Raw genomic sequence first — 22,656 nt, forward strand, 5'->3', positions numbered from 1 at the left:
TCCCGCCGAGAGGCGGGCTCCTACCGGTAGTTTGGCTTACTGCGCCGTGTAGATCTGGTCGAACACGCCACCGTCATTGAAGAATTTCGGTTGGGCAGTTTTCCAGCCGCCGAAGTCTTTGTCGATAGTCACCAGGTCCAGTTTCGGGAACTGCTGGGCGTATTTGGCGGCAACTTTTGCATCGCGTGGGCGGTAGAAGTTCTTCGCCGCAATCTCCTGGCCAGCCGGGCTGTACAGGTGCTTGAGGTATTCGGTCGCGATCTCGGTATTGCCCTTTTTCTCGGCGTTCTTGTCAACCACGGCCACTGGCGGCTCCGCGAGGATCGACAGGGAAGGCACGACGATGTCGAACTTGTCGGCGCCGCCGTCTTCTTTCAGGGCCAGGAACGCTTCGTTTTCCCAGGCCAGCAACACGTCACCCTGACCGTTGTTGACGAAGGTGATGGTCGAGCCACGGGCGCCGGTGTCGAGGATCGGCACGTGCTTGAACAGCTCTTTCACGTATTCCTGCGCCTTGGCTTCGCTGCCACCGGATTTCAGGCCGTAGGCCCAGGCGGCGAGGAAGTTCCAGCGCGCACCGCCGGAGGTTTTCGGGTTCGGGGTGATCACCGAAACGTCTTTCTTGATCAGGTCGCCCCAATCCTTGATGCCTTTAGGGTTGCCCTTGCGCACCAGGAACACGATGGTCGAGGTGTATGGGGTGCTGGCGTCCGGCAGGCGGGTCTGCCAGTTTTCCGGCAGGGTCTTGCCCAACTTGGCGATTTCGTCGATGTCGCCGGCCAGGGCCAGGGTCACTACGTCGGCGCGCAGGCCGTCGATCACTGCCCGGCCTTGCTTGCCCGAGCCACCGTGGGATTGCTGGATCTTGACGTTGTCACCTGGGTGGGACTGTTTCCAGAAGTTGGTGAACTCAGCGTTGTAGTCCTGGTACAGCTCACGGGTCGGGTCGTACGAGACGTTGAGCAACTCGTAGTCCTTGGCAACAGCGGAACCGGCAAACACGGCACTGGCCAGGGCGGCCAGGGCATAACGGCGAATCGACGACATAGAAGGCTCCTGAAATTCTTGGGTGTTGGCTTTTTCTTATAGTTGCGGGTCTAGCATGCGAATCGCCGTTTTTGCTTAGCTCGGTTTGTTACCCGGGTTCTGCAAACGGAATTTTTCTTTGCGTTCGATCTGTACCACTTGGGCGTTGTGCACAGTAATTTCCACCGCGCCAAACCGCAGATCGCGCAGGGCGCTCTGGATCTCACGCAAAATGGCTGCTTCGTCCTGGCCGTCGACGCTACGTAGAGATGCGCTCATGGTCTCGCTCCTGAAATGAATAGTGCCTCGCAGTGGCGGCACTGCTTGCGGCGTGAGGGCGATAGTAGATAAGCAGGGATATTCTTAAAAATACTATTTAAGAATGTTTATATAACCAGAAAGAATTTTCTGGTGGGGCGCGGGGTTGCGAGGACTTTGGCCATGAAAATACTCACGCACAGGCGCCGCTGAACCCTGTGAGAGCCGGGCTCGCCCGCGATGGCGGTGTGTCAGGCAGCGAATATTTCGCCTGACAGTTCCTCATCGCCGGCAAGCTCGGCCCGGACATTGACCGCGGTGTGCCTAACGAATGGCAGGCGCCCTTGCCCAATCAATCTCCTGCGCCGGCATCGGCCGCCCGAACCAGTAACCCTGCCCCAGGTCGCACGCCTGCTCCAACAGAAACCGTGCCTGCTCCACCTGCTCGATCCCCTCGGCGTGCACTTGCATGCCCATGCTCTTCGCCAGGGCGATCACTACACGCACAATCGCCGCGTCATCCTCGTCCCACGGCAGCCCGGCAACAAAACCCTGGTCGATCTTGAGCTTCTGCACCGGCAGGCGCTTGAGGCGCAGCAGCGAGGAATAGCCGGTCCCGAAGTCGTCGATGGCCAGGCGCAAGCCCAGCTCACGCAGGCGATGCAGTTGTTCCAGGGCCACTTCAGGGTCGTCCATCACCGCGCTTTCGGTGACTTCCAGCTCCAGGAAGGCCGGGTCGAGGCCGGTTTGATGCAGCACCTGGGCGACCTGTTCGTACAGTTCGCGCCGGGCAAACAAGCGGCTGGACACATTGATCGCGATAAAGCTCAACGGCGTACCCTCGGCCAGCCACTGGCACATCTGCCGACAGGCCTGGTGCATCACCCAGCCATCGATGTCGGCAATCAGCCCGGTGCGCTCGGCGATGGGGATGAATTCGCCCGGCGGCACCAATCCGCGTTCCGGGTGTTGCCAGCGCACCAGCGCCTCGACGCCGATCAGCCGGCTGGTGTGCAGATCGTGGACCGGCTGGTAGTACACGCGCAGTTCCTGCTGGTCGAGGGCACGCCGCAGCTCACTGGCGATTTCCACACGGTTCTGCGCATGGGCGGTGAGTTCTTCGGTGTACAGCGCGTAGCCTTCACGCCCGGCGCTCTTGGCCTTGAACAACGCGGAGTCGGCGTTGCGCAGCAGCTGTTCGGCGCTCAGGGCGTCGTTGGGGAACAGGCTGATGCCAATACTCGCGCTGATAAACAATTGGTGGCCGTCGAAAATGAACGCCTGTTTCATCGCCTCCAGCATGCGCTGCGCCAATGCGGCCGCCTGGACCACCTGCGAGCAGCTTTCCGCGAGGACGGCGAACTCATCCCCGCCCAGCCGCGCCAGGGTCACGCCGGGCCCGAACAGGCCCTGCAGCCGCTCGCCGACCAGCTTGAGCAATTGGTCGCCGACGTTGTGGCCCAAGCTGTCATTGATGATCTTGAAGTGGTCGAGGTCCATCAGCAGCAGGGCGCAGCCGCGCTTGTGCAGTTGCGCCGAGGCCAGCGCCTGCTCGGCGCGGTCGGTGAACAGCAGGCGGTTGGGCAGGTCGGTCAGCGGGTCGTGATGGGCCAGGTGGGCCAGTTCGTGCTCGGAATCCTTGATGGCACTGATGTCGGAAAACACCGCGACGTAATGGCTGACGCTGCCCTGGTCATCGTGGATCACACGGATGGTTTGCCACTGTGGATAAATTTCACCGCTTTTGCGCCGGTTCCAGATTTCACCGCTCCATTCGCCGGTGCGTTCCAGGCTCTGGAACATCTGCTGGTAAAAATGCGACGAATGGCGTCCGGACTTGAACAGGCTGGGCTGCTGGCCCATGACGTCTTCGCGCCGATAGCCGGTGATCTCCATGAAGGCCCGGTTGACGTGCACGATGAGCCCCTGGGCATCGGTCACCAGCACGCCTTCACGCGTGCAATCAAACACTGCGGCGGCCTGGCGCAGGCGTTCGCGGTTTTCCTTGAGTGGCTGCTGCAACTGATGCGCGCGGGCAAATCGCGCGCACATCAGGTAGATGGCCAGTGCACTCACGGCGACCCACACGTACCCGCGCACCTGCAGCCAGCGCCCCAACTCCCGCGGTTCATCGAGAAAGTTGATCAATAAATGGTTGCTGAGCTGGAGCCACACAATGGAAACCAGCAGGTATACCAGCCCTGCACGCAGGGCACCTCGGTATGAAAACAGCATATGGTCAGTAATCCTTACCCAAAAAACACAATCGCCCTACAAAGGCTGCGGATTATAGAATAAGAAACATCCAGTCACTCCTATCTGAAAGGGCTGCTGGTTTTCTCTGTAGGCTTAGTGATAATGCGTGAGCTGTTCTTTTCTTTTTCTGAGGGCCATACAGCCTATGTGGTACAACGGTTTTCTTGACTTGTCAGCCTGGCAACTGGTGGCAGTCACTCTGTTGATGACCCACGTGACCATCGTCGCGGTCACCGTCTATCTGCACCGCTATTCAGCCCATCGTTCCCTGGAACTCAATGCTGGCCTGAAACACTTCTTCCGCTTCTGGCTGTGGCTGACCACGGCGCAGAACACCCGCGAGTGGACCGCTATCCACCGCAAGCACCACGCCAAGTGCGAAACCGTCGATGACCCGCACAGCCCGGTGATCAAGGGCCTGTCCACCGTATTGCGCAAAGGCGCCGAGCTGTACCGCGCCGAGGCAGAAAACCCTGAAACCCTGCGCATCTACGGCAAGAACTGCCCGGACGACTGGATCGAACGCAAGATCTACACGCCCTACCCGCTGCTGGGCGTGGCGATCATGGGCGTGATCGACCTGCTGCTGTTCGGCACCATCGGCATCACCATCTGGGCGATCCAGATGATGTGGATCCCGTTCTGGGCCGCCGGCGTGATCAACGGCCTGGGGCATGCCGTCGGCTATCGCAACTTCGAATGCCGCGACGCCGCCACCAACCTGGTGCCGTGGGGCATCATCGTCGGCGGCGAAGAACTGCACAACAACCACCACACCTACCCCAATTCGGCGAAGTTGTCGGTGAAGAAGTGGGAGTTCGACCTCGGCTGGGCGTGGATCAAAGTGTTCAGCTTCCTGCGCCTGGCCAAGGTGCAGCGTGTCGCGCCGATCGCGCACCGCGTCGAGGGCAAGGGCCACCTGGACATGGACACCGCCATGGCGATCCTCAACAACCGCTTCCAGATCATGGCCCAGTACCGCAAGTTGGTGATTGGCCCGCTGGTCAAGCAGGAGCTGGAAAAGGTCGATCACTCGGTGCGCCACCAGTTCCATCGCGCCAAGCGCCTGTTGTCCCGCGAGACCAGCTTGCTGGATGACCGCCACCACGTGCGCATCCAGAGCATGCTGGAGCACAGCCATGCGCTTCAGGTGATCTACGAAAAGCGCCTGGCACTGCAACAGATCTGGCTCAAGACCAGCTCCAATGGCCACGATATGCTCGCAGCCATCAAGGAATGGGTGCATGAAGCCGAGGCCAGCGGCATCCAATCCCTGCGCGATTTTGCCCACCAATTGAAGACCTACTCGCTGCGTCCTGCAGCCGTCTGAGAGTGCGGCGGGAGGGCCTTCCCTCCCGCCAATCAGCTTTTTGGCGTCATTTCTCGGTCACCGTCAATCGGTCCAGTTGACGGAACTTCACTGCAATTCCCCTCTCTCAATGAACACTTCGCCATCATGGTGGCCCCTTGTAGTGACCGCTGCTCCATCCTGCGGCGCGCCCAGAGAGAGTTGTGCCGATGGTTCACGAAAAGTCCTACTTACACGACGCCCCCACTGCTGAGCATCCGCGCCCAGCAGCGGCGGCGACCCTGCTGGCGCTGATGCATGCCCAGGGTGAAGTCGAGCGGCTGAGTGAGCGCGAGCAGTTGCTGAGTTCGCTGCTGGTCAGCGTCAACGCTGTGCTGTGGGCCATCGATTGGGAAACGCGCCGCGTGCTGTACGTGAGTCCGGCCTACGAGCGTATTTTCGGCCGTTCCGCCGGCCTGCTGCTGGCCGACCATCGGGAATGGCGCAACAGTATCCACCCCGAAGACCTCGACTACGCCGAGCACAGCATGGCCCGCGTGCTGGAGCAAGGTGCCGTGGAGGACCGCGAGTACCGCATCATCACCGCGGATGGCCAGATCCGCTGGCTGAGCGACAAGTGCTACATCAACCAGCAGGTCGAGCCCGGCGAACCGGTGATCGTGGTGGGCATGGCCGAGGACATCACTGAAAAAAAGCAAATGGAACTAGAGCTGCATCGCCTCGCCACCACCGACGTGCTGACGCAGAGCAGCAACCGCCGGCACTTCTTCGAGTGCGCCAACCAGGCCTTCGACAGCGCCTGCGCCCAGGGGGCGCCGCTGGCTTTCCTGCTGCTGGACATCGATGATTTCAAGGACGTCAACGATACCTACGGCCACCTGGAAGGCGATCAGGTGCTCAGGCGTATCGCCGAAAGCGGTCGCGGTGTATTGCGCCGTGGCGACTTGTTCGGGCGCATTGGCGGCGAGGAATTTGCCGCTGTACTGCCAGGCTGCGCACCAGAAATGGCGCTGCAAGTGGCCGAACGCCTGGGCAGGGAGATTCAGGAGCTGAGCTTCAGCTATGAAGGCCAGGCCTTCAGCGTGACGATCAGCCAGGGCCTGGCCAGCCTCAAAGAGGAAGACTCGACCCTGGACAGCCTGTTCGCCCGCGCCGATGCCGCCATGTACGAGGCCAAGCGGCTGGGCAAGAACCGCGTGATCGCGGGCTAACCCCGATCAACTGTAGGCGCCGGCTTTGCTGGCGATTTCGGTGTGTCAGTTACCACGGCTATCGCCGGCAAGCCGGCTCCTAAAGAGGGGGCGCGGGCTTCAGGATTTGCGCACTCGGGTCAGTTCGGACAGGCCCACCTTGAGCAACCGCGCAGTCTTGCTCGCGGCCAGAGCTTCCAGCCCTTCATGCTCGGTCAACCGCGCCATTTGCGCGGCCAGGTTCACCACCAGCGCGTCCCGCGCATACACCCCGCCTTCCAGGGAATAGATCGCCGCAATCAATTGACGCAGCTCCAGCGGCAAACGCCAGCGTGCACGCAGCGCCGAGCCATAGGCGGCGCCAAAGGCATACAGCGACTCACCAATCGCTTCGTCATCCAGCGCACCACCGCCCTGTCGCCAGTCTTCCAGGCAGCGCAACAAGGCCAGATCGCCCAGCCGATGCAGGATGCCGGCGGTGTAGCAGCGCTCGTGATCCAGCTCCAGCATGCGCGCCAGGCGCCGGGCGTAGTCGGCAGTGTCCTGCGAGAGTTGCCAGTGGCGCTCGGCATAGGCCACCAGCGCCGGGTCGCCCAACACCACGTTGTGCTTGAGGGCCAACCCCAGGATCAGGTTCATGCTCTGTCCGGCCACCAGCTTGTGCAGCGCCGCAGGCAGGGTCTGTACCGGGGTGCCGTGGTGGCCGGCGCTGTTGGCAGCGGCGATCAGCACGGCAGTGATTTGCGGGTCCATGCGCACCTGGTCTTCCAGGCGCTTGAGGTCCAGGCCGTCGGCGCCGAGACTGTGCTGCACGGCCGCCTTGACGTCGACGCGCAATGGCGCGCCGTCGCAGGCATCACGGCGGCGCTCAAGGAAGACAGGCAAGGTCATGCCAGGCGCCAGCGGCGGAATCTCGCAATACACGCTCTCGCCTTCGTTGAGCAGCAGGTCTTGCAGGCGCTGGGTCAGGCCTTCCATGTTCAACGGTTTGGTCAGATAGGCGGTGGGCGCCAGGGGCAAGGCTTCGCGCACGCTGGCGCTGTCATTGCGACTGCTCAGCAGAATAAACGGCAAGGCCGGCGTACGGCGCTTCTGGCGCACGCTACGCAACAAGCTCAGGCCATCAATGCCGGGCAGCTCCCAATCCGCCAGGATCAGGTCGTAGGCCTTTTCGCGCAGCAGCGTGGCCGCTTGCTGCCCATCGGCACACACGTCCAACCGTGCGTCACAGCGCACAGTCAGTAACACTTGCTTGAGCAGATCCCGTGACCAAGGGTCTGCCTCGGCGATCAACACTCGGGGTACAGCGGGTAAATCAACAGCAGTCATCTGCACGCTCCATCGGCAATGCTTGCACCTTAGACAATGCAGGCACCTACGTACAATGAACAACACCTGAATGTGCCGCAATGGGCACAAAAAACCCGCCAAGGCGGGTTTTTTCTGTCGATCAGAGCAGCTTGTGATTACAACTCGGAGAAGCACTCTTCGATAATCGCCAAGCCTTTGTCCAACTGCTCGTCCGGCGAGGTCAGCGGGACCAGTACGCGCAATACGTTGCCGTAGGTGCCGCAGGACAGCAGGATCAGGCCCTTGTCACGCGCCTTGGCAACCACCGAGGCAACAGCGGCAGCGTTTGGCTTGTGGCTGTCGCCGTCTTCGAACAGCTCGACTGCGATCATCGCGCCCAGGGCACGCACTTCGCCGATCACCGGGTACTTGGCTTGAATGGCTTTGAGGCCAGACACCAAGCGCTCGCCGACAGCTTTGCAGCGGTCCAGCAGGTGCTCTTCTTCAAACACTTCCATTACGGCCAGGGCCGCGGCGCAAGCGATCGGGCTACCGGCATAGGTGCCGCCCAGGCCGCCTGGGGCGATGGCGTCCATGTACTCGGCCTTGCCGCACACACCGGCGAGCGGGAAGCCGCCAGCGATGGATTTGGCGAAGGTGGTCAGGTCGGCAGCAACGCCCATCTGTTCCATGGCGAAGAAGGTCCCGGTACGGCCGGCACCGGTTTGCACTTCGTCGGCGATCAGCAGGATGCCGTGCTTGTCGCACAGTTCGCGCAGGCGCTTCATGAAGGCTTTAGGCGCGACGTAGAAACCGCCTTCGCCCTGTACCGGCTCGATGATGATTGCGGCGATATCACGCGGCTCGGCATCGTTCTTGAAGATGCGTTCGATGCTGGCGATGGAGTCGTCGACGCTCACGCCGTGCAGCTCGTTCGGGTACAGCGCGCGGAACACGCCGCCAGGCATCAGGCCCATGCCAGCGGAGTAAGGCACGACTTTACCGGTCAGGCCCAGGGTCATCATGGTGCGACCGTGGTAGGCGCCGGTGAACGCGATCACGCCGGCACGGCCAGTGGCAGCACGGGCGATTTTCACGGCGTTTTCTACGGCTTCGGAACCGGTGGTGACCAGCAGGGTTTTCTTGGCGAAATCACCAGGGACCTTGGCGTTCACTTTTTCGCACAGTTCCACGTAAGGCTCGTAGGCCAGAACCTGGAAGCAGGTGTGGGTCAGCTTGTTCAGCTGCTCGGTCACGGCGGCGATGATTTTCGGGTGCACGTGACCGGTGTTCAGCACGGCGATACCGCCGGCGAAGTCGATGAACTCGCGACCTTCAACGTCGGTCACGGTGGCGTTCTTCGCGGATTCGGCGAAGATCGGGTGAATCTGGCCAACACCGCGCGGTACAGCGGCTTCGCGGCGTTTCATCAAAGAAGCGTTGGTCTTGCTCATAAAGTCCTCATTCGCCACTCATCGGGTGGCGTAGCTCAAGGAATACGTGGCGGGGAGGCAACTACGGCAGCATGCGATGATCGACTGCCACAGCTTTCCCGGCCACTACGAATAACGTTTTGAAACACGCAAAGGGTCAGCGCTCTCGTGCCCTTTGCGTTTGCTGCGATCCCTTCCCGGCTTAGATGCCCAGGCAGAGGTATTTGATTTCCAGGTAATCCTCGATCCCGTACTTGGAGCCTTCACGGCCCAGGCCCGACGCCTTGATGCCGCCGAACGGCGCCACTTCGTTGGAGATCAACCCGGTGTTGACGCCGACCATGCCGTATTCCAGGGCTTCAGCCACACGGAACACACGGCCCAGGTCGCGGGCATAGAAGTAGGAAGCCAGGCCGAACTCGGTGTCGTTGGACATCGCGATGACTTCGGCTTCGTCCTTGAAGCGGAACAACGGCGCCAGTGGGCCGAAGGTTTCTTCCTTCGCCACAGCGGCGTTTTTCGGCACGTCGACCAGAATAGTCGGCTCGAAGAAGTTGCCTTCCATCACCTTGCCACCGGCCAACAGCTTGGCGCCTTTGCTCAGGGCATCAGCAATATGCTCCTGAACCTTGGCCACGGCTTTTTCGTCGATCAGCGGGCCGGTGGTGGTGCCGTCTTCCAGACCGTTGCCGATCTTCAACTTGGCCACTGCGACTTTCAGTTTTTCCGCGAACGCGTCATAGACCGAATCCTGGATGTACAGGCGGTTGGCGCAGACGCACGTCTGGCCGTTGTTGCGGTACTTGGAGATGATCGCGCCTTCGACAGCCTTGTCCAGGTCCGCGTCGTCGAACACGATAAATGGCGCGTTGCCGCCCAGCTCCAGGGAGACTTTCTTGATGTCCTTGGCGCATTCGGCCATCAACTGGCGACCGATTTCAGTCGAGCCGGTGAAGGACAATTTACGCACGATCGGGTTGCTGGTCAGCTCACCGCCGATGTCGCCGGCGCTGCCGGTGACCACGCTCAACACGCCTTTAGGGATACCGGCACGGTGCGCCAGCTCAACCAGGGCCAGGGCCGAGAACGGGGTTTGCGAAGCTGGCTTGATCACCATGGTGCAACCGGCGGCCAGGGCCGGGCCGGCTTTACGGGTGATCATCGCGGCCGGGAAGTTCCACGGGGTGATTGCAGCGGTCACGCCGATCGGCTGCTTGATCACGATCAGGCGCTTGTCGGGCTGGTGGCCGGGGATCACATCACCGTAGATGCGCTTGGCTTCTTCGGCGAACCACTCGATAAAGGAGGCGGCGTAAACGATTTCGCCCTTGGCTTCAGCCAGCGGCTTGCCTTGCTCGAGGGTCATCAGGCGACCGAGGTCTTCCTGGTTTTCGATCAGCAGTTCGAACCAACGGCGCAGCTTGTTCGCGCGCTCCTTGGCAGTCAGCGCGCGCCAGGCCGGCAGCGCCTTGTCGGCGGCTTCGATGGCGCGGCGGGTTTCAGCGGCGCCCATCTTCGGCACGGTACCGAGGATTTCGCCCGTGGCAGGGTTGTTGACCTTGATGGTCTGACCGTTGTCCGCATCGACCCAAGCGCCATCGATAAAGGCTTGCTGGCGGAACAACTGGGTATCTTTGAGCTGCATGTCGGCTTTCCTTAACAGCACCGCGCGCACGCGGAGCGAATTAGAGTTGTTGAAAGGCGCCTTGTGGGCTGCCGTCAGGGAAATCAGCCCCAGCGCGCGGGATCAGTGAAAGAGCGCACGGGAGACAGAGCGTTTGAAATCTCAAACGAATCCTAGGATCAATGGGGGTACAGGGCAATAGTCTGTTCGAAAAAAAGAACGAAAACCGCGCATTTGCCGAATCTTTCTGATCAGCGTAACCGAGACCGGTTCCGCCACACCGACCGCTGGCGCCCGGCGCAGGGCCACTGTACGGAAAAATCCCACCCTTAAACGTCCAAAGACCGGCATGGACGCCCAAGGACGACATGGGTATGATGTCGCCCGCACAAGCATCCGTAGCTCAGCTGGATAGAGTACTGCCCTCCGAAGGCAGGGGTCGTGGGTTCGAATCCCGCCGGGTGCACCATATAGCAGTCTTAGGCTGTCTCAGACAGTCTACGAAAACCCCAAGAAGCCCGCCCCGTGCGGGCTTTCTTGTTTCTGGCTATCCATCCCGTTCTACCCTTATAACTTCACGCCCTGTATGCCCACGTGTATGCTTTGGAATTCCTATAACTGGAGGCATACAGGAAGTGAAGCGCACCGAAATCAAACGCCGCCCGTTAGCAGACACCACGCTTGCGGGCCTGGAGCCCGAGCAAGCGACGTATCGGGAGCAGGACGGGAATGGCCTGTACTTCCGGGTAAAACCTAACGGGCAGAAGTCATGGGAGCTTCGCTACAAAAAGCCAGACGGGAAATGGTCTTGGCTAGGTCTTGGCGGCTATCCGGAAATCAGTGGATCATTGGCGAGACAGAAAGCAGCTCAACTGCGGGAAGACGCATCTACCGGCAAAAACCCATTGGTGAGCAAACAAGCTCGCAAGGTTTCAGATCAGGTTGCTGCCAATAACACTTTTGAAGCGCTAGGCCGTGAGTGGTTTGAAGCCAGGCGCACAAGCTGGGAAGCAGGCACATCCCGACGAGTACTGGGCGCACTGGAGCTTCACGTGTTCCCTGTCTTCGGCAAGCGCGTGTACACAGAAATATTGCCCCTGGAATGGATGGAGTTTCTGCGCGGCATGGAGCAGAAGGGGATCATTGAGCAAATGGGCCGAGTTCGCGCCTTTTGCAAAGAGATCTATGACCTGGCCCGCGTAACAGGACGAGCCGTCCATAACCCCCTTGAAGGCCTCAGCAAATTCCTGCAGTCGCGCAGTGCTGAAAACTACGCACACGTTTCGATTGAAGAACTACCTGCACTACTTCGAGCGATTAACTCCTACCCTCACGCAAAGGACGTTCGTATAGGGCTTCGCTTACTTTCCTTATTAGCATCGCGCCCGAGCGAGATTCGAGAAGCACGCTGGTCAGAAATCGATCTCTCCAAAAAGTTATGGACGATCCCTTCCGAACGAATGAAGCGTCGACGCGAACATGTTGTGCCTCTCTCTCAACAGGCAATCGAAGCGCTAACTGAGTTACGGACACTGACAGGTGCGTACCCTCTCCTATTTCCAGGTAGGAAAGACAGGACAACCCCCCGTAGCAACACAGTCTTTCTAATGGCGCTCCGCAGACTGGGATATGCCGGTCGGCAAACAGGCCACGGCTTTCGTCACATCGCTAGCACCATACTCAATGAGCAGGGTTTCGATGAGAATCACATTGAGGCCCAGCTCTCTCATGCAAAGGAGGGTATTGCCGGAGTCTATAACAAAGCGGTGTACCTGCCTCAGCGCAGAGTGATGATGCAGTGGTACGCCGATTACCTTGATGCCCTAGCGGCCGGAAATGTAGTGCAAGGTCAATTTGGGAAGGTCGTGTGAAGCCGTTAACCCTATACCCCCTAAAAATTCGTGTTACCGGTGTTACGCGTGTTACGCCAACCAATAAACCATTGTATTTATTGAATATATTTAGCGTTACACACGCCGACAAGCTTTTGAGACCCGCGTGTTACATCGAGAAGTCATGCTACAGAAAGGACGCGCCCGCAACCCTGCTGGCATTGGCGCTTCCAGCCGCAAATCGCTGTAACAGCCTACCGGCTTCGGGGCGTCGGGGAGATCTCAATGGACATTGAGCGGGGCATCGATGCAGAAGAGCTTGAACTCGAAATCGCAGGCTTTGACGTAACGTGCCTAGTGTGGGATCAGGACGACGTCGAGGCAGCCGTTCGCAGTCTTGTGCTGTTTCCGCAGTTCAACGAACACTTCAAAGACGCCTTCGACCTGATCAACAACGCCACATCATTCTGGCTTGAAGACGGCTCCTACGCCTCATGCGCTGAGTCGATAACAGCAACCATCTATCGGCTACGCGATGCCATCAGCGAGCATGCCAGTTATGCAGAGGCAGGCTCACTGCCGAGCGTGATTCGAGGGCTCCTTCGGGTCAGTCGTTCCGCAGCAGATTCACAGCTAGTAGCGACCTATGCCCTGGTACTTGCAACGCAGGCGGTTGATACGCTCGCAAATTGGCTGTTCGACCTTGAGCTCACCACCTACGGTATTGATGCAGATCTGATAGAGCAGCTGAAACATGACTCACCCCGCCAGTACCTTGTCCTGATCGAAAAAGAGCGGGACCGCAGCAGCGGAAACGAGATCAGGGCACGAGAAGAATTCGCGACGTTGCTAGGCGAGGCGAATCAGGCGCTGCTGATGGCGAGTCTTTATCGCCAGGTGGAGCAGATGGATGTGTTTAAGAAAGGCTTCAACACATCAAGCCTGATGCATCGAATTCTCGACGATGCCTTGTCGACAAAGGCGACGAGAAGGGGCCAGGAAGCAGGTAATGGGAACCGAAACCCCAGCTCTGCAATACAGACCTTGGCTATGGATAGGCGGGCAAAAATCAAAGCGGCTGCAGAGCAAATCATTAACGGCCGGAAAATTGAAATGCGAAGTCTGTCCGATGCTGAACTGACCAATATTCTTTCCGACCGGAAGGGCCACGGCACAAAAAAAACCATTCGAGAGCATTTGACCGCTCTGGGCCTTAGACCTCTGAAATAAAAAAGGGAGCGGACACAGTCCACTCTCCCTCCCCTGCGTAGCGTATGACCCGTTGTCTCAATTAACAAAGGGTTAGCTCGCTATGACTACCGCTTTAAAAGCAATTCCCTCGCATGACCCCTCCATGACCCTCATCCGGATGCCCGAGGTCATTTCAATCGTAGGGCTCGCACGCCCGACTATCTACAAGCTGATGCGCCAACCTGAAAGCGGATTCCCGTTGCCGGTAAAGCTGAGTAACAGCAATGCCAGAAGCGCTCCGGTTGCGTGGGTATTGGGGGAAGTTCAGGCATGGACGCGGGCACGCATCGCTGCCCGCGATCAGGTGGCGGCATGAGAAATCGTGCCGCCAACAGGGCCATCTTGCAGCCCTTTTCTGTACTCAGAACAGTCGGATTCTCATCACGCGGTATGCAGCGTTTTGAACGTTACCGCACAGAGCAAAAACGCCTGAACCGGGACGTGATGGTGATGCGATGGAGAGATGGCATCTGGTGCGCATTGTCAGTTCCCTGCCAAGCCCCTCAAGCAATCATCGTCGACGAAGGCCAACAAATCGACGCCTACGAGGACGCGCGCGCCTGCCTCGAAGGCGACCTGTTGCCCTTTGTCTCCCTGCGCTGGGATATCCATGCCTGAAACGAAAACGCCCCCGGCGGCAACCGGAGGCGTTGAGGTAAATCTACATGCCTGATCAATTTATGCCGCATCGAAAAAATCCGCAAGTGATCTGCACAGTTGCACTTTCAAAAAACGGACGTTACTCTCTGGCCGTCGCTGCAAATTCAGCGACCGGGTTTGACGGCCCGTTCAACAATAGGCGCACAGGCGCCCCCATTACGATTGCAGGCGCTTTTTTTGTGCCCGCATTTACGTGTTATGGCGGCTGTGCGTGGGAGACCTTCGGGTCTGCCGGGTTCCTATTGTCCCGGTCCGTCAACCTGCGCACAGCTGCCACCCTAATTCGTTTGACGGCGAACCGTGGCAGCTCCTCAACAATAGGAGTTTCGCCCCATGCACGCCCTCAATCCGTCCAAAATTCGCGCCGCTGCTCATCGAGCAATGGCTCTCGCCGCTTTACACGCCAACTCCAGCCTCGCTACACGCCTTTCTCGTTACAACGCCCACATGTCAAAGGCTCGCGCCCTGGAAGCCGCTGGGGGTGCCCAATGAGCATGCTCCCAGGCTTTTCACTGCCCGAGGACCTGCTCTGCGTCAGCCAGGAAGCCGAAGCAGGTATTCCCATCGATGCCATCACCTGCGCCCTCGACCGTGCCGATTCAGTTCTGATGCTGCTGGAAGATCATTTAGACGGCGATAAACCCGCGCTCTCCAGCCGTGTGCTGTCATCCGTTATTTGGGACGTGCGCGGCACCTTGGGCTTGATCAAAACACTCGCCTTGTACGGTGACGCCTCCTCTGTGCCAATGGGCCAGAAAGGCGGTGCCCTGTGAACACTGCCACTACTCTCGGGCGGGCCGAATTCTCATGTGCCAACGACACCCATCAGAAACTATTTCGGGTGAATGCAGGCGTGCCGCTTGAGGATGCGCTTGAAGCAATTTCACTGTTTCAGCACTACGCCAATCAACTGACCCTCGATGCCGCCATGAGTGACAAAGGCGAGCGGTTTAGTTGGCCGGCGTTCTACCTGGGCGAAATGGCTAAAGCGCTGATCGATGACGTCAACGATGCGCTGTGCGCAGCGAGTACAACGCCATGACTCAGCGCAACGGCAACACCTCAAAACGCCCCAGCTTTGCCGACGTAAAAAGCGCCGCCCTGAAAAACATCGACAGCGTCCTTGCTCACTGGCTGCCCAACGGCAAACGCGTCGACGGCGGAAAGGAATACACCGCACCGAACCCCACGCGCACGGACAAACGCGCAGGCTCACTCAAGGTCAATTTGAGCAAAGGCAACTGGGCGGATTTTGCCACCGGCGATAAGGGCGGTGACCTGATCGACCTGGTGCGCTACATCGAGGGCGGCACAGACGTTGACGCCTGCAAAAAGCTGGCGGATCTGCTCAGCGTTTCCGCAGGATCTGCGACCACCAAAAACGCACCGACCAAGCCCGCAGCGCAGGAATGGATCGCTCTTCAGCCGATCCCGGTCGAGGCCATGAACAAGTGCCCAGCAAAACACCGGCAACATGGTGTTCCGTCCAAGGTGTGGATCTATCGCGATGCACATAGCCAACCGGTCATGGCGCTGTATCGCTTCGACTTGGGCCCAGATGAAGACGGCAAACCGCGAAAGGTCTTTGCGCCGTTGACCTGGTGCAAACGCTCCGATGGGCAAACCACACAATGGCGCTGGCAAGGGTTGCCGGAACCTCGGCCCTTGCTGCGCCTGGATGAGCTGGCACAGCGCGCCGATGCGCCCGTGGTGTTGTGTGAGGGAGAGAAAGCAGCTGATGCCGCTGCTGAGCTTATGCCGGACTACGTCGCCACCTGCTGGCCGAACGGCTCCAACTCTTGGCACAAGGCCGACCTGACGCCACTCAAAGGACGCACGGTGGTGCTGTGGCCGGATAACGATGCCAGCGGCACGGCGTGCATGGACGCCATTGAGCTCAAGTTGACTGAGCTTGGGGCCGCTTCAGTGCACCGAATTTCGCTCGACGTGTTCAAGCTCAAGCCCAGCAGCAAAGGCGGCAAGCCTACGCTGATCAAGGGTGGAAAATGGGCAGACGGCGATGACGCAGCGGATGCGTTAGCCAAAGGCTGGACCGCTGGTCACGTCGCCGAGCTGGTGCGCAGCGGTGAGTTTTTCGGCGGTGCCGCTGAGCCAACTGAACCCCAAGAACAGACGGCCAAGGCGCCCGCCAAACGTCCTGCCAAATCGAAGAACGACCTGTTGCCAGGCGGCTTTCGCCTGACCGCTGAAGGGGTGTTTTATTCCGGCGATGATGGTGAGGCACGCCCCGTGTGCTCGCCTCTCGAAATCATCGCTCGCACTCGCGACGACAAGGGCCACAACTGGGGCTTGTTGGTTGAGTTCGATGACCCGGACGGCGCTAAAAAACGTTGGAACATTCCAGCCCGAACCATGACCGGCGACTTCGGCAAGGACGTACTCGGTCCACTGGTAGATATGGGTTTGCGCCTTGCAGGAAGTCGATCTGGGCGTAACGCACGCAATGATCTGCAGAGTTATCTCGGCGGCTTCGACAGCGCCCAGCGCGCACGCTTGGTGACGCGCATGGGCTGGCACGACGAGGCGTTTCTATTGCCCGAACAACAGATTGGCTCGCACGCCGAACACCTGCATTTTTATGAGGCCGGTGCGCAGTTGCCACCAATCAGCGAGGCGGGCTCTCTGGAGCAATGGCAGCAGCAAATTGGGGCACTGTGCGTTGGTAATCACCGCTTGGCGTTTGTCGTCTCTGTGGCCTTTGCAGGGCCTCTGCTGAACATGTTGGGACATGAGTCGGGTGGCTTCCACCTGTATGGCGACAGCTCCGGGGGCAAGACCACTCACCTGCAAGTCGCTGCATCGGTTTATGGCGGGCCGCGTCTGGTGCGTTCATGGCGCTCGACAGATAACGCCTTGGAGTCCATTGCAGCCGCCCATTCAGACGGGCTCCTGGTGCTAGATGAAATCGGCATGTGTGACCCACGCATTATTGGCGAGACGGTTTACATGCTCGGCAACGGTACTGGTAAGGCACGGGCGAATGATCGAGGACAAGCGGGCCGACAGGTGCAGGAATGGCGCTTGCTGTTTCTCTCGACGGGCGAGAAGACGTTGGCGCAGCACATGGCGGACGCAAACAAGGAGCTGAAAGCCGGTATGGAGGTACGCATGCTCGCCGTGCCTGCGGATGCTAGCAAAGGCCTCGGCATGTTCGACGTGCTGAACGGTTTTGATGACGCTGCCGCCCTATCCGATGCGCTCAAAGCTCGCGTTACCAAATACTACGGCACACCCCTCACCGCCTTCCTGCACCCTCTGTGTGCGCCTGGGGAAATGCTCAGGTGGACGGTGATCATTCGCCGCACGGTGGAGCAGTTCATCACCCAAAACCTACCCGCATCGGCCAGTGGGCAAGCCCAACGTGCCGCCCTTCGCTTTGGCCTCGCAGCAGCGGCCGGAGAGTTGGCCACCGCCTTCGGCGTCACCGGTTGGCCTGATGGTACGGCCACGACTGCTGCACGGGTTTGCCTGCATGCATGGCTGGCTGAGCGTGGCGGCGCTGGCAACTTCGAGGGTGATGCGATCTTGGCTCGACTGCGCCAGGTGATCGAACGATTCGGAGAAAGCCGCTTCACCCGCTGGGAATCAGCCGCCGCCAAGATCGATGAACACGGCCCACGCACGATTGATCGGTTGGGCTTTCGCAAGACGATGGAACACGGCATGGGCGACGCCCTGCACACCACCAACACCTACTACGTGTTGCCCGAGGCATGGCGTTCCGAAGTGTTCAAAGGCATGAACCTCAATGCCGTGAACAAGGAGCTTATTCGCCGTGGAGTCCTTGAGCCGGGCCCCAACGGCAAAGCATCCTGCTCTGTCCGCTTACCTGGGATGGGCACTCAGCGTTGCTATGTAGTGAAAACAGTATCAGCAGCGGATGAAAGCGAGGCTCAGGCCGCTTAGTGGCCAGCCTACTGACAGAGTTAGCGCCGGCGCTTTCCGGCCTCGCCAGCCGCACCTTGAACCCATACACATATTGAACGGGACAGCACGCATGAACATCATTCAGCAATTGAAAGACACCCGCGCCAAATTGGTCACTGAATTGGAAGCAATCGACACGAAGTTAGCTCCTTCTGAGGCCATACTGAAAACTGACGCCCTCAACCCTGCTCAAGAAAGCACAGTCGAGTTCAACTCCAGCGATCGCAAACAAAAAACCGACTCGATCAAGCTTGAGATTCACATGCTGGATCAAAAAATCGTTCGCCTTGAGTCGCTGGCCGATCGAGAAAGCTTGATGGCGGGCTACATTGCCGACATGGCTAACTGGGTGGCGGATGAGCTTGAGCTCAATGTAAAACGAGAAAGCCTCAGCACGCGCTTAGAGGAAGTTCGCAAACAATCTCAAGAAGAGATAGCGAGCGCACGTCACGCAGAGACCCAGGCCGCCACCGCTTACGCACAAGCCGTAGCATGGGGCGATTTGGAAGGCGAAAAAGCTGCTAGCAGCGACGCTCAGAAAGCGGCGAAGAATCTCACGACTGCCACGGAACAACACCGCCGCCAGCAACTTATCATTGCAGCTCTGGAACAAGAGCTCGCCACCGTTGACCATCACATCAACGAAGCTCAAGAGGAACACAAAAAAATAGAGAGAAAAGCCTTACACCTCGCCCACGACGCCTTGGAAGAAAAGTGGAATGAAGCCGCGCAGGAACTGCTTGATGCGGGGGGCAAGCTTTATGCCGCCGCGCGTCTGATCGACCGGGACCCAGTTTCGCTGCTCAAGCTTGACATTCCCGAGCAGGGTGGAAACTTTGGTAGTTGGAAATGGTGCGACCTGACTGATCGCGCCAGCCGACATCACTTAAAAGATCTCTTCGCCATGTAAACCTTGTGAAACTCAATTATCAACACCCAAAAAAGCCGACAGTAGTCGGCTTTTTTATAAGTCTTATTTAAAATAATTCATACATTTCTCAGATCATAATTCACTTCAAAGCAGCAAGTTCAGGATGATATGGAAAATCATCCATCGAGGCCTCAACTAAACTACGCGGGCTGATATTTTGTCCGCCCCCACCAAGTTTAAGAATGCGAAGGGCAGCGAACCAATTCGCCCTTCCAGTTCCATTAAGCTTAAGGCGAGAAACATCTCCGCCGGCCCGCCCCCAAATCTCCTGATCAGTAGGTCCCGCTGGATACAAGTCCGCCATGATTTGCTCAAGATCCCGCCAAGGCATCGTTTTCTTGGTATTAATTTCTATCGATTTTGACCCGCCACATTCAAGCGCAACGGGGAAATTATCCTCAAGATCAGAGGCTTTGAAAATTGGATGCTGACGTCCGGGAACTGTTTTTGAAACGTGCTCAGCAATGTAGTTAAATACGTCGAACACTCGAATCAGACCGTCGCCGACAGTCCGCGCTTCTCCTTGCAGCGCTTCAAGTAATCGGCTTGTGAAAACACTATTCCTAGCGCCTCTGAGTACGAGGGAAGTCTCACTCGATCGAGATGAAGCGATTATGACGCGCCCGGCTCCAGTTGCCAAATTCTGCAGTGATTTCTCATCAAATCCCGTGAGCACGTTCGTCTCTAATGTCCCCTTCAATACGCCAGCTCCCCCGGCGTGACAAGCGTCAATAAGCACGAGTAATCGCTTTGCTTTGATCCGCCCTAGCGCTGCCGAAAACTCCGATTCTAGGAGGGTAGTGGATTCCAAATCATTTAATTTTGTATCGAATGGAATAAGTGCACTAGTAACATCAGCACCCTGCGCTATTCGTGTTCCATGCCCCGAAAAAAAAACTACGACAGAGTCCTCCGATTGCGCAGAGGACGCGAGTTCAGATAGCGCAGACTTTATTGCAGAAAGAGTTGCCTCGCCATCCAAGAGGATTTGGACGTTATCCGATGGAAAGCCACAATAGTCATCTGATTGAAGTAGTGAAGCGAAATCGCGCGCATCATTCAGCACTGCATCCGGAAGCCCGTTAACCTCTTGATAATTAGCAACTCCAATGACTAACGCTCGACCCGTATCGAATTTCATATTTTAATTCCCTATAGTCTCTGCATACTTCATCTGTGACCACCAAACTGCTTATCACCAGCAAGGAAATTTAGATCTGCATTATCCTTATAATCGTGCAGCATTTCTCGTAAAAGACTGTCGATACGGGGATCTTTTCCATGGCGAATTCGGCCAATCGCATCACGCCAGCGTGAACGTCCGTTTCCTCCAAAGCCGAGATCAGAATTGTGTCCACCTGCACGCTCCCAAAGACCATCTTCATCGGGCCCAGAGGGATAAATATCTGCCGCAAGACTAATTAATGCATCCCATTTCTCTATTGAAGTTACTTCCGACAGGCTGTGAACCCACCGGTCAAGAAAGCCGATCAAAGAGGCACAAACGCGCAATGCAGGTCGCGTGTCAGCGCGTCCTGAGCGTAGCATCTGCAATAGATCATCCGCCGCGTTTCTCCAGCGCCTTTCAATTATGAGGCGCCCTACCGCTTCGGCCTCCGCGGTGTGTAGAGACAGGGGGCGAGACATCGCCTTTCTTAACCAATTCCGGAACGACATTTCATCAAAGTTCGGCAGCAGCCTCACCAGCTGTACAGCTTGTGCAATTTGGCTGGTGGCAAGACGATCAAGCAGTACATCAAATTCTTGATCGACTCGAATAGCCTCACACAGTAGGGGCTCTGCATCAGAGGGGTAGCCCTTCTCGGCGCGTTCGATCCATCCGGAGGCAGTTGTACGGAGCAAAATACTGCGCGTGAGTCCGGATAGTTTCAACCAGAGTTCCGCACGCCGAGGGAAGTCGCTTAAGTCACCGAGTGGTGTATTTGCCAACCTATCAATCAGTAATGACGACGTCTCAGAACTATCGAGGTAATTGTTCAGCTCCTGATCGAAGGCTGCACGAGGATTGGCGGGACCGCGCCAAGCATTTAGATTTCGAACTAAAGCCCCGGACCAAATATCCCTGGCGACTCTGTTCGATATATCCAGATCAGCAAGTAGCTCTGGCTCGATCGCTACTGCATCTATAGCAAATGGGACTAACCTAATGTCTCTTATGTCTATTGCACAATTCACTATTTCAGAGGAGGTTGCGCGCTGTAACACGACTCGAACCCCCTCACTCTCGGGCGCTGGCTCGATACTAACCTGAAGACGCAATGCATCGAAAAGGCTTTCGGCAGCGACTGCAGCAGCGCCGTGCAATCGATACAATTTGTTCTGTTCTGCGTAGGAAAGAAGTGGCCGCACTGTTTGGCGCTTTAGAGCCAGTGGAGCGACTCGTACCAAGGAGTTTTCAAAAAACTTATCTACTCCGATACTCGCCCACAAAGTCTGTGTAATCGACGGATCCGCCTGGGCCCAACGCCATAGCGCGGATGGATAAAGTGTCCCTTCCTCTCGTGTCGCGCGACGTAGCCCACCGAGTAATGCACTACACCAACTATCACAAGCCTTATCCACTCCAAGAGCGTCCGTTATCGCTGTCAGAAATGCCATATCTTGAGCTTTCGGAAATAAGTTATTAGCGACCCACTGCTCCAAAGCTCCCCACAATTTTTCAGCTTGAGCAAAGCCCTTCAGTTGGAGATTTCTCAGCGGTAGGATATCGCTAGCCGTTGCACTTTCGAGCAGCAAAATGAGGGAGTTGAGAATGCTTTCCTTTCCCAACTTCCCGAGTGCAGGATTGGGCGACAGACGCTCCACCAGACGAACAGCGGCGACGGAGTTGCCTATAGGGCCGGGCTCCAGCATTGCCAAGCGATAAGCTTGCTCTAGAAGAGTCAAATCACCAAAAGTCGAGAGTTTAGTACCAATTGCCTCAGCAAAAACGCGCAGTTGCTCCCCCACAACATCACCAATGAGAAGCCCCGACGCGAGCGAGGACGAGGTATTACTGAAATGATCAACGAGACGATAGCCCTGCCAACGGGCAGCAAGACTCGTGGGAGTGCAAACTAGTGCAGGCATCAACGTCTCAATGAGATCACTCGGCCCAAAACTAATGCGAAAGCTGAACTCACACCGCATAGTAGGCCAGAGGTGCGCCCAAAGTGATGCAACAAGCTGCTCAAAGCCCTGGTGACCTACACGAACTACCGGGCCTGGCGCTCGCGTGACTAGTGCAGAAGCTGCTGCTGCTAGTTCTGGAACATAAGGCTGAGGTTTATCATCGAAGTTGATGCTGAGTGTTAGAAGGTGAGCAGGCGCTATAGCCTGTGTGATCAACTGGTCGAAGATTGCCTGTATATCTGAAATTGCGACGATTTCGTCTAGTGGAGCAATCAACGAATGTGATAATACCATTCCGGCACGTGTTGCACTCGGATCTCGAAAAGTTCGCGCAATCACATAACGATCCCTAAAAGGGAATCCCGATACGTAGGGTGACCAGTCAGCACCAGGCGGTGCAGTGTCTGGAAGATCCAAGCGTGACGCGAGCTCGGCGGCAAGCTTTTTGTCACCACTCGCAGCTCTTAATCCGTGCCCCCCTTTTACCTCACCATAGAGTGCTTGTTCTAAGATCAC

The 22,656-nt window shown here is 57.8% G+C and carries 18 protein-coding genes and 1 tRNA gene; 11 read left to right on the top strand and 8 right to left on the bottom strand.

Annotated features, from left to right (window positions below):
• Positions 1–36: 36 nt before the first annotated feature.
• The 3 genes from AC07OJ_RS20440 to dibA all read right to left on the bottom strand — a co-directional run bounded on the left by AC07OJ_RS20440 (position 37) and on the right by dibA (position 3,519).
• Positions 37–1,047 (bottom strand): sulfate ABC transporter substrate-binding protein, encoded by a 1,011-nt coding sequence (locus AC07OJ_RS20440; RefSeq protein WP_053137687.1) that lies wholly within the window; start codon positions 1,045–1,047, stop codon positions 37–39.
• A gap of 75 nt (positions 1,048–1,122) precedes the next feature.
• The gene (gene oscA, locus AC07OJ_RS20445) at positions 1,123–1,305 is read right to left on the bottom strand and encodes a sulfur starvation response protein OscA (RefSeq protein ID WP_003170956.1); all 183 of its coding nucleotides are present in this window, start codon (positions 1,303–1,305) and stop codon (positions 1,123–1,125) included.
• Between the two features lie 303 nt (positions 1,306–1,608).
• Entirely contained in the window at positions 1,609–3,519 is a 1,911-nt protein-coding gene (gene dibA, locus AC07OJ_RS20450; RefSeq protein WP_495095054.1) for a phosphodiesterase DibA, read from the bottom strand.
• Between the two features lie 166 nt (positions 3,520–3,685).
• On the opposite strand from dibA, the gene desA reads away from it, so the two are divergent.
• Together desA and AC07OJ_RS20460 are read left to right on the top strand one after the other, a co-directional pair.
• On the top strand, positions 3,686–4,870 hold the full coding sequence (gene desA / locus AC07OJ_RS20455; RefSeq protein WP_065899546.1) for a delta-9 fatty acid desaturase DesA: 1,185 nt from the start codon (positions 3,686–3,688) through the stop codon (positions 4,868–4,870).
• Positions 4,871–5,058: 188 nt separating this feature from the next.
• On the top strand, positions 5,059–6,060 hold the full coding sequence (locus tag AC07OJ_RS20460; RefSeq protein ID WP_065899545.1) for a sensor domain-containing diguanylate cyclase: 1,002 nt from the start codon (positions 5,059–5,061) through the stop codon (positions 6,058–6,060).
• 99 nt (positions 6,061–6,159) lie between these two features.
• On the opposite strand, the gene AC07OJ_RS20465 is transcribed toward AC07OJ_RS20460, so the two are convergent.
• The 3 genes from AC07OJ_RS20465 to gabD form a co-directional block, all read right to left on the bottom strand.
• Positions 6,160–7,368 (bottom strand): HDOD domain-containing protein, encoded by a 1,209-nt coding sequence (locus tag AC07OJ_RS20465; protein WP_065899544.1) that lies wholly within the window; start codon positions 7,366–7,368, stop codon positions 6,160–6,162.
• Between the two features lie 137 nt (positions 7,369–7,505).
• Positions 7,506–8,783 carry a 4-aminobutyrate--2-oxoglutarate transaminase gene (gene gabT / locus AC07OJ_RS20470; RefSeq protein WP_065899543.1) on the bottom strand — a complete coding sequence of 426 codons (1,278 nt, stop codon included), beginning with the start codon at positions 8,781–8,783 and terminating at the stop codon, positions 7,506–7,508.
• Between the two features lie 181 nt (positions 8,784–8,964).
• A complete protein-coding gene (gene gabD / locus AC07OJ_RS20475; protein ID WP_058426343.1) occupies positions 8,965–10,407 on the bottom strand; it encodes an NADP-dependent succinate-semialdehyde dehydrogenase in 1,443 nt (480 codons plus the stop codon).
• 371 nt (positions 10,408–10,778) lie between these two features.
• Here gabD and AC07OJ_RS20480 point away from each other — a divergent pair.
• The 9 genes from AC07OJ_RS20480 to AC07OJ_RS20520 all read left to right on the top strand — a co-directional run bounded on the left by AC07OJ_RS20480 (position 10,779) and on the right by AC07OJ_RS20520 (position 18,987).
• A tRNA-Arg gene (locus AC07OJ_RS20480) sits at positions 10,779–10,855 on the top strand.
• 166 nt (positions 10,856–11,021) lie between these two features.
• Complete coding sequence (locus AC07OJ_RS20485; protein WP_495095055.1) at positions 11,022–12,257, top strand: tyrosine-type recombinase/integrase; 1,236 nt, start codon at positions 11,022–11,024, stop codon at positions 12,255–12,257.
• Positions 12,258–12,503: 246 nt separating this feature from the next.
• The gene (locus tag AC07OJ_RS20490) at positions 12,504–13,448 is read left to right on the top strand and encodes a hypothetical protein (protein WP_495095056.1); all 945 of its coding nucleotides are present in this window, start codon (positions 12,504–12,506) and stop codon (positions 13,446–13,448) included.
• A gap of 82 nt (positions 13,449–13,530) precedes the next feature.
• The gene (locus AC07OJ_RS20495) at positions 13,531–13,785 is read left to right on the top strand and encodes a helix-turn-helix transcriptional regulator (protein WP_495095057.1); all 255 of its coding nucleotides are present in this window, start codon (positions 13,531–13,533) and stop codon (positions 13,783–13,785) included.
• Positions 13,782–14,087, top strand: a complete 306-nt coding sequence (locus AC07OJ_RS20500) for a hypothetical protein (RefSeq protein ID WP_495095058.1) — start codon at positions 13,782–13,784, stop codon at positions 14,085–14,087. Before AC07OJ_RS20495 ends, AC07OJ_RS20500 begins: the two co-directional genes overlap by 4 nt.
• 530 nt (positions 14,088–14,617) lie before the next feature.
• Entirely contained in the window at positions 14,618–14,902 is a 285-nt protein-coding gene (locus tag AC07OJ_RS20505) for a hypothetical protein (RefSeq protein ID WP_495095059.1), read from the top strand.
• Positions 14,899–15,171, top strand: a complete 273-nt coding sequence (locus AC07OJ_RS20510) for a DUF3077 domain-containing protein (RefSeq protein ID WP_495095060.1) — start codon at positions 14,899–14,901, stop codon at positions 15,169–15,171. The genes AC07OJ_RS20505 and AC07OJ_RS20510 overlap by 4 nt, the downstream gene beginning before the upstream one ends.
• Positions 15,168–18,056, top strand: a complete 2,889-nt coding sequence (locus tag AC07OJ_RS20515; RefSeq protein ID WP_495095061.1) for a DUF927 domain-containing protein — start codon at positions 15,168–15,170, stop codon at positions 18,054–18,056. Before AC07OJ_RS20510 ends, AC07OJ_RS20515 begins: the two co-directional genes overlap by 4 nt.
• A 91-nt stretch (positions 18,057–18,147) precedes the next feature.
• Positions 18,148–18,987, top strand: a complete 840-nt coding sequence (locus tag AC07OJ_RS20520) for a chromosome segregation protein SMC (RefSeq protein ID WP_495095062.1) — start codon at positions 18,148–18,150, stop codon at positions 18,985–18,987.
• Between the two features lie 100 nt (positions 18,988–19,087).
• Here the strand turns inward: AC07OJ_RS20520 and AC07OJ_RS20525 are convergent, their stop codons facing one another.
• Positions 19,088–20,149, bottom strand: a complete 1,062-nt coding sequence (locus AC07OJ_RS20525) for a caspase family protein (protein ID WP_495095063.1) — start codon at positions 20,147–20,149, stop codon at positions 19,088–19,090.
• 29 nt (positions 20,150–20,178) lie between these two features.
• The gene (locus AC07OJ_RS20530) at positions 20,179–22,656 is read right to left on the bottom strand and encodes a GAP1-N1 domain-containing protein (protein WP_495095064.1); all 2,478 of its coding nucleotides are present in this window, start codon (positions 22,654–22,656) and stop codon (positions 20,179–20,181) included.

The organism is Pseudomonas sp. GW821-FHT09C08 (assembly GCF_059418125.1).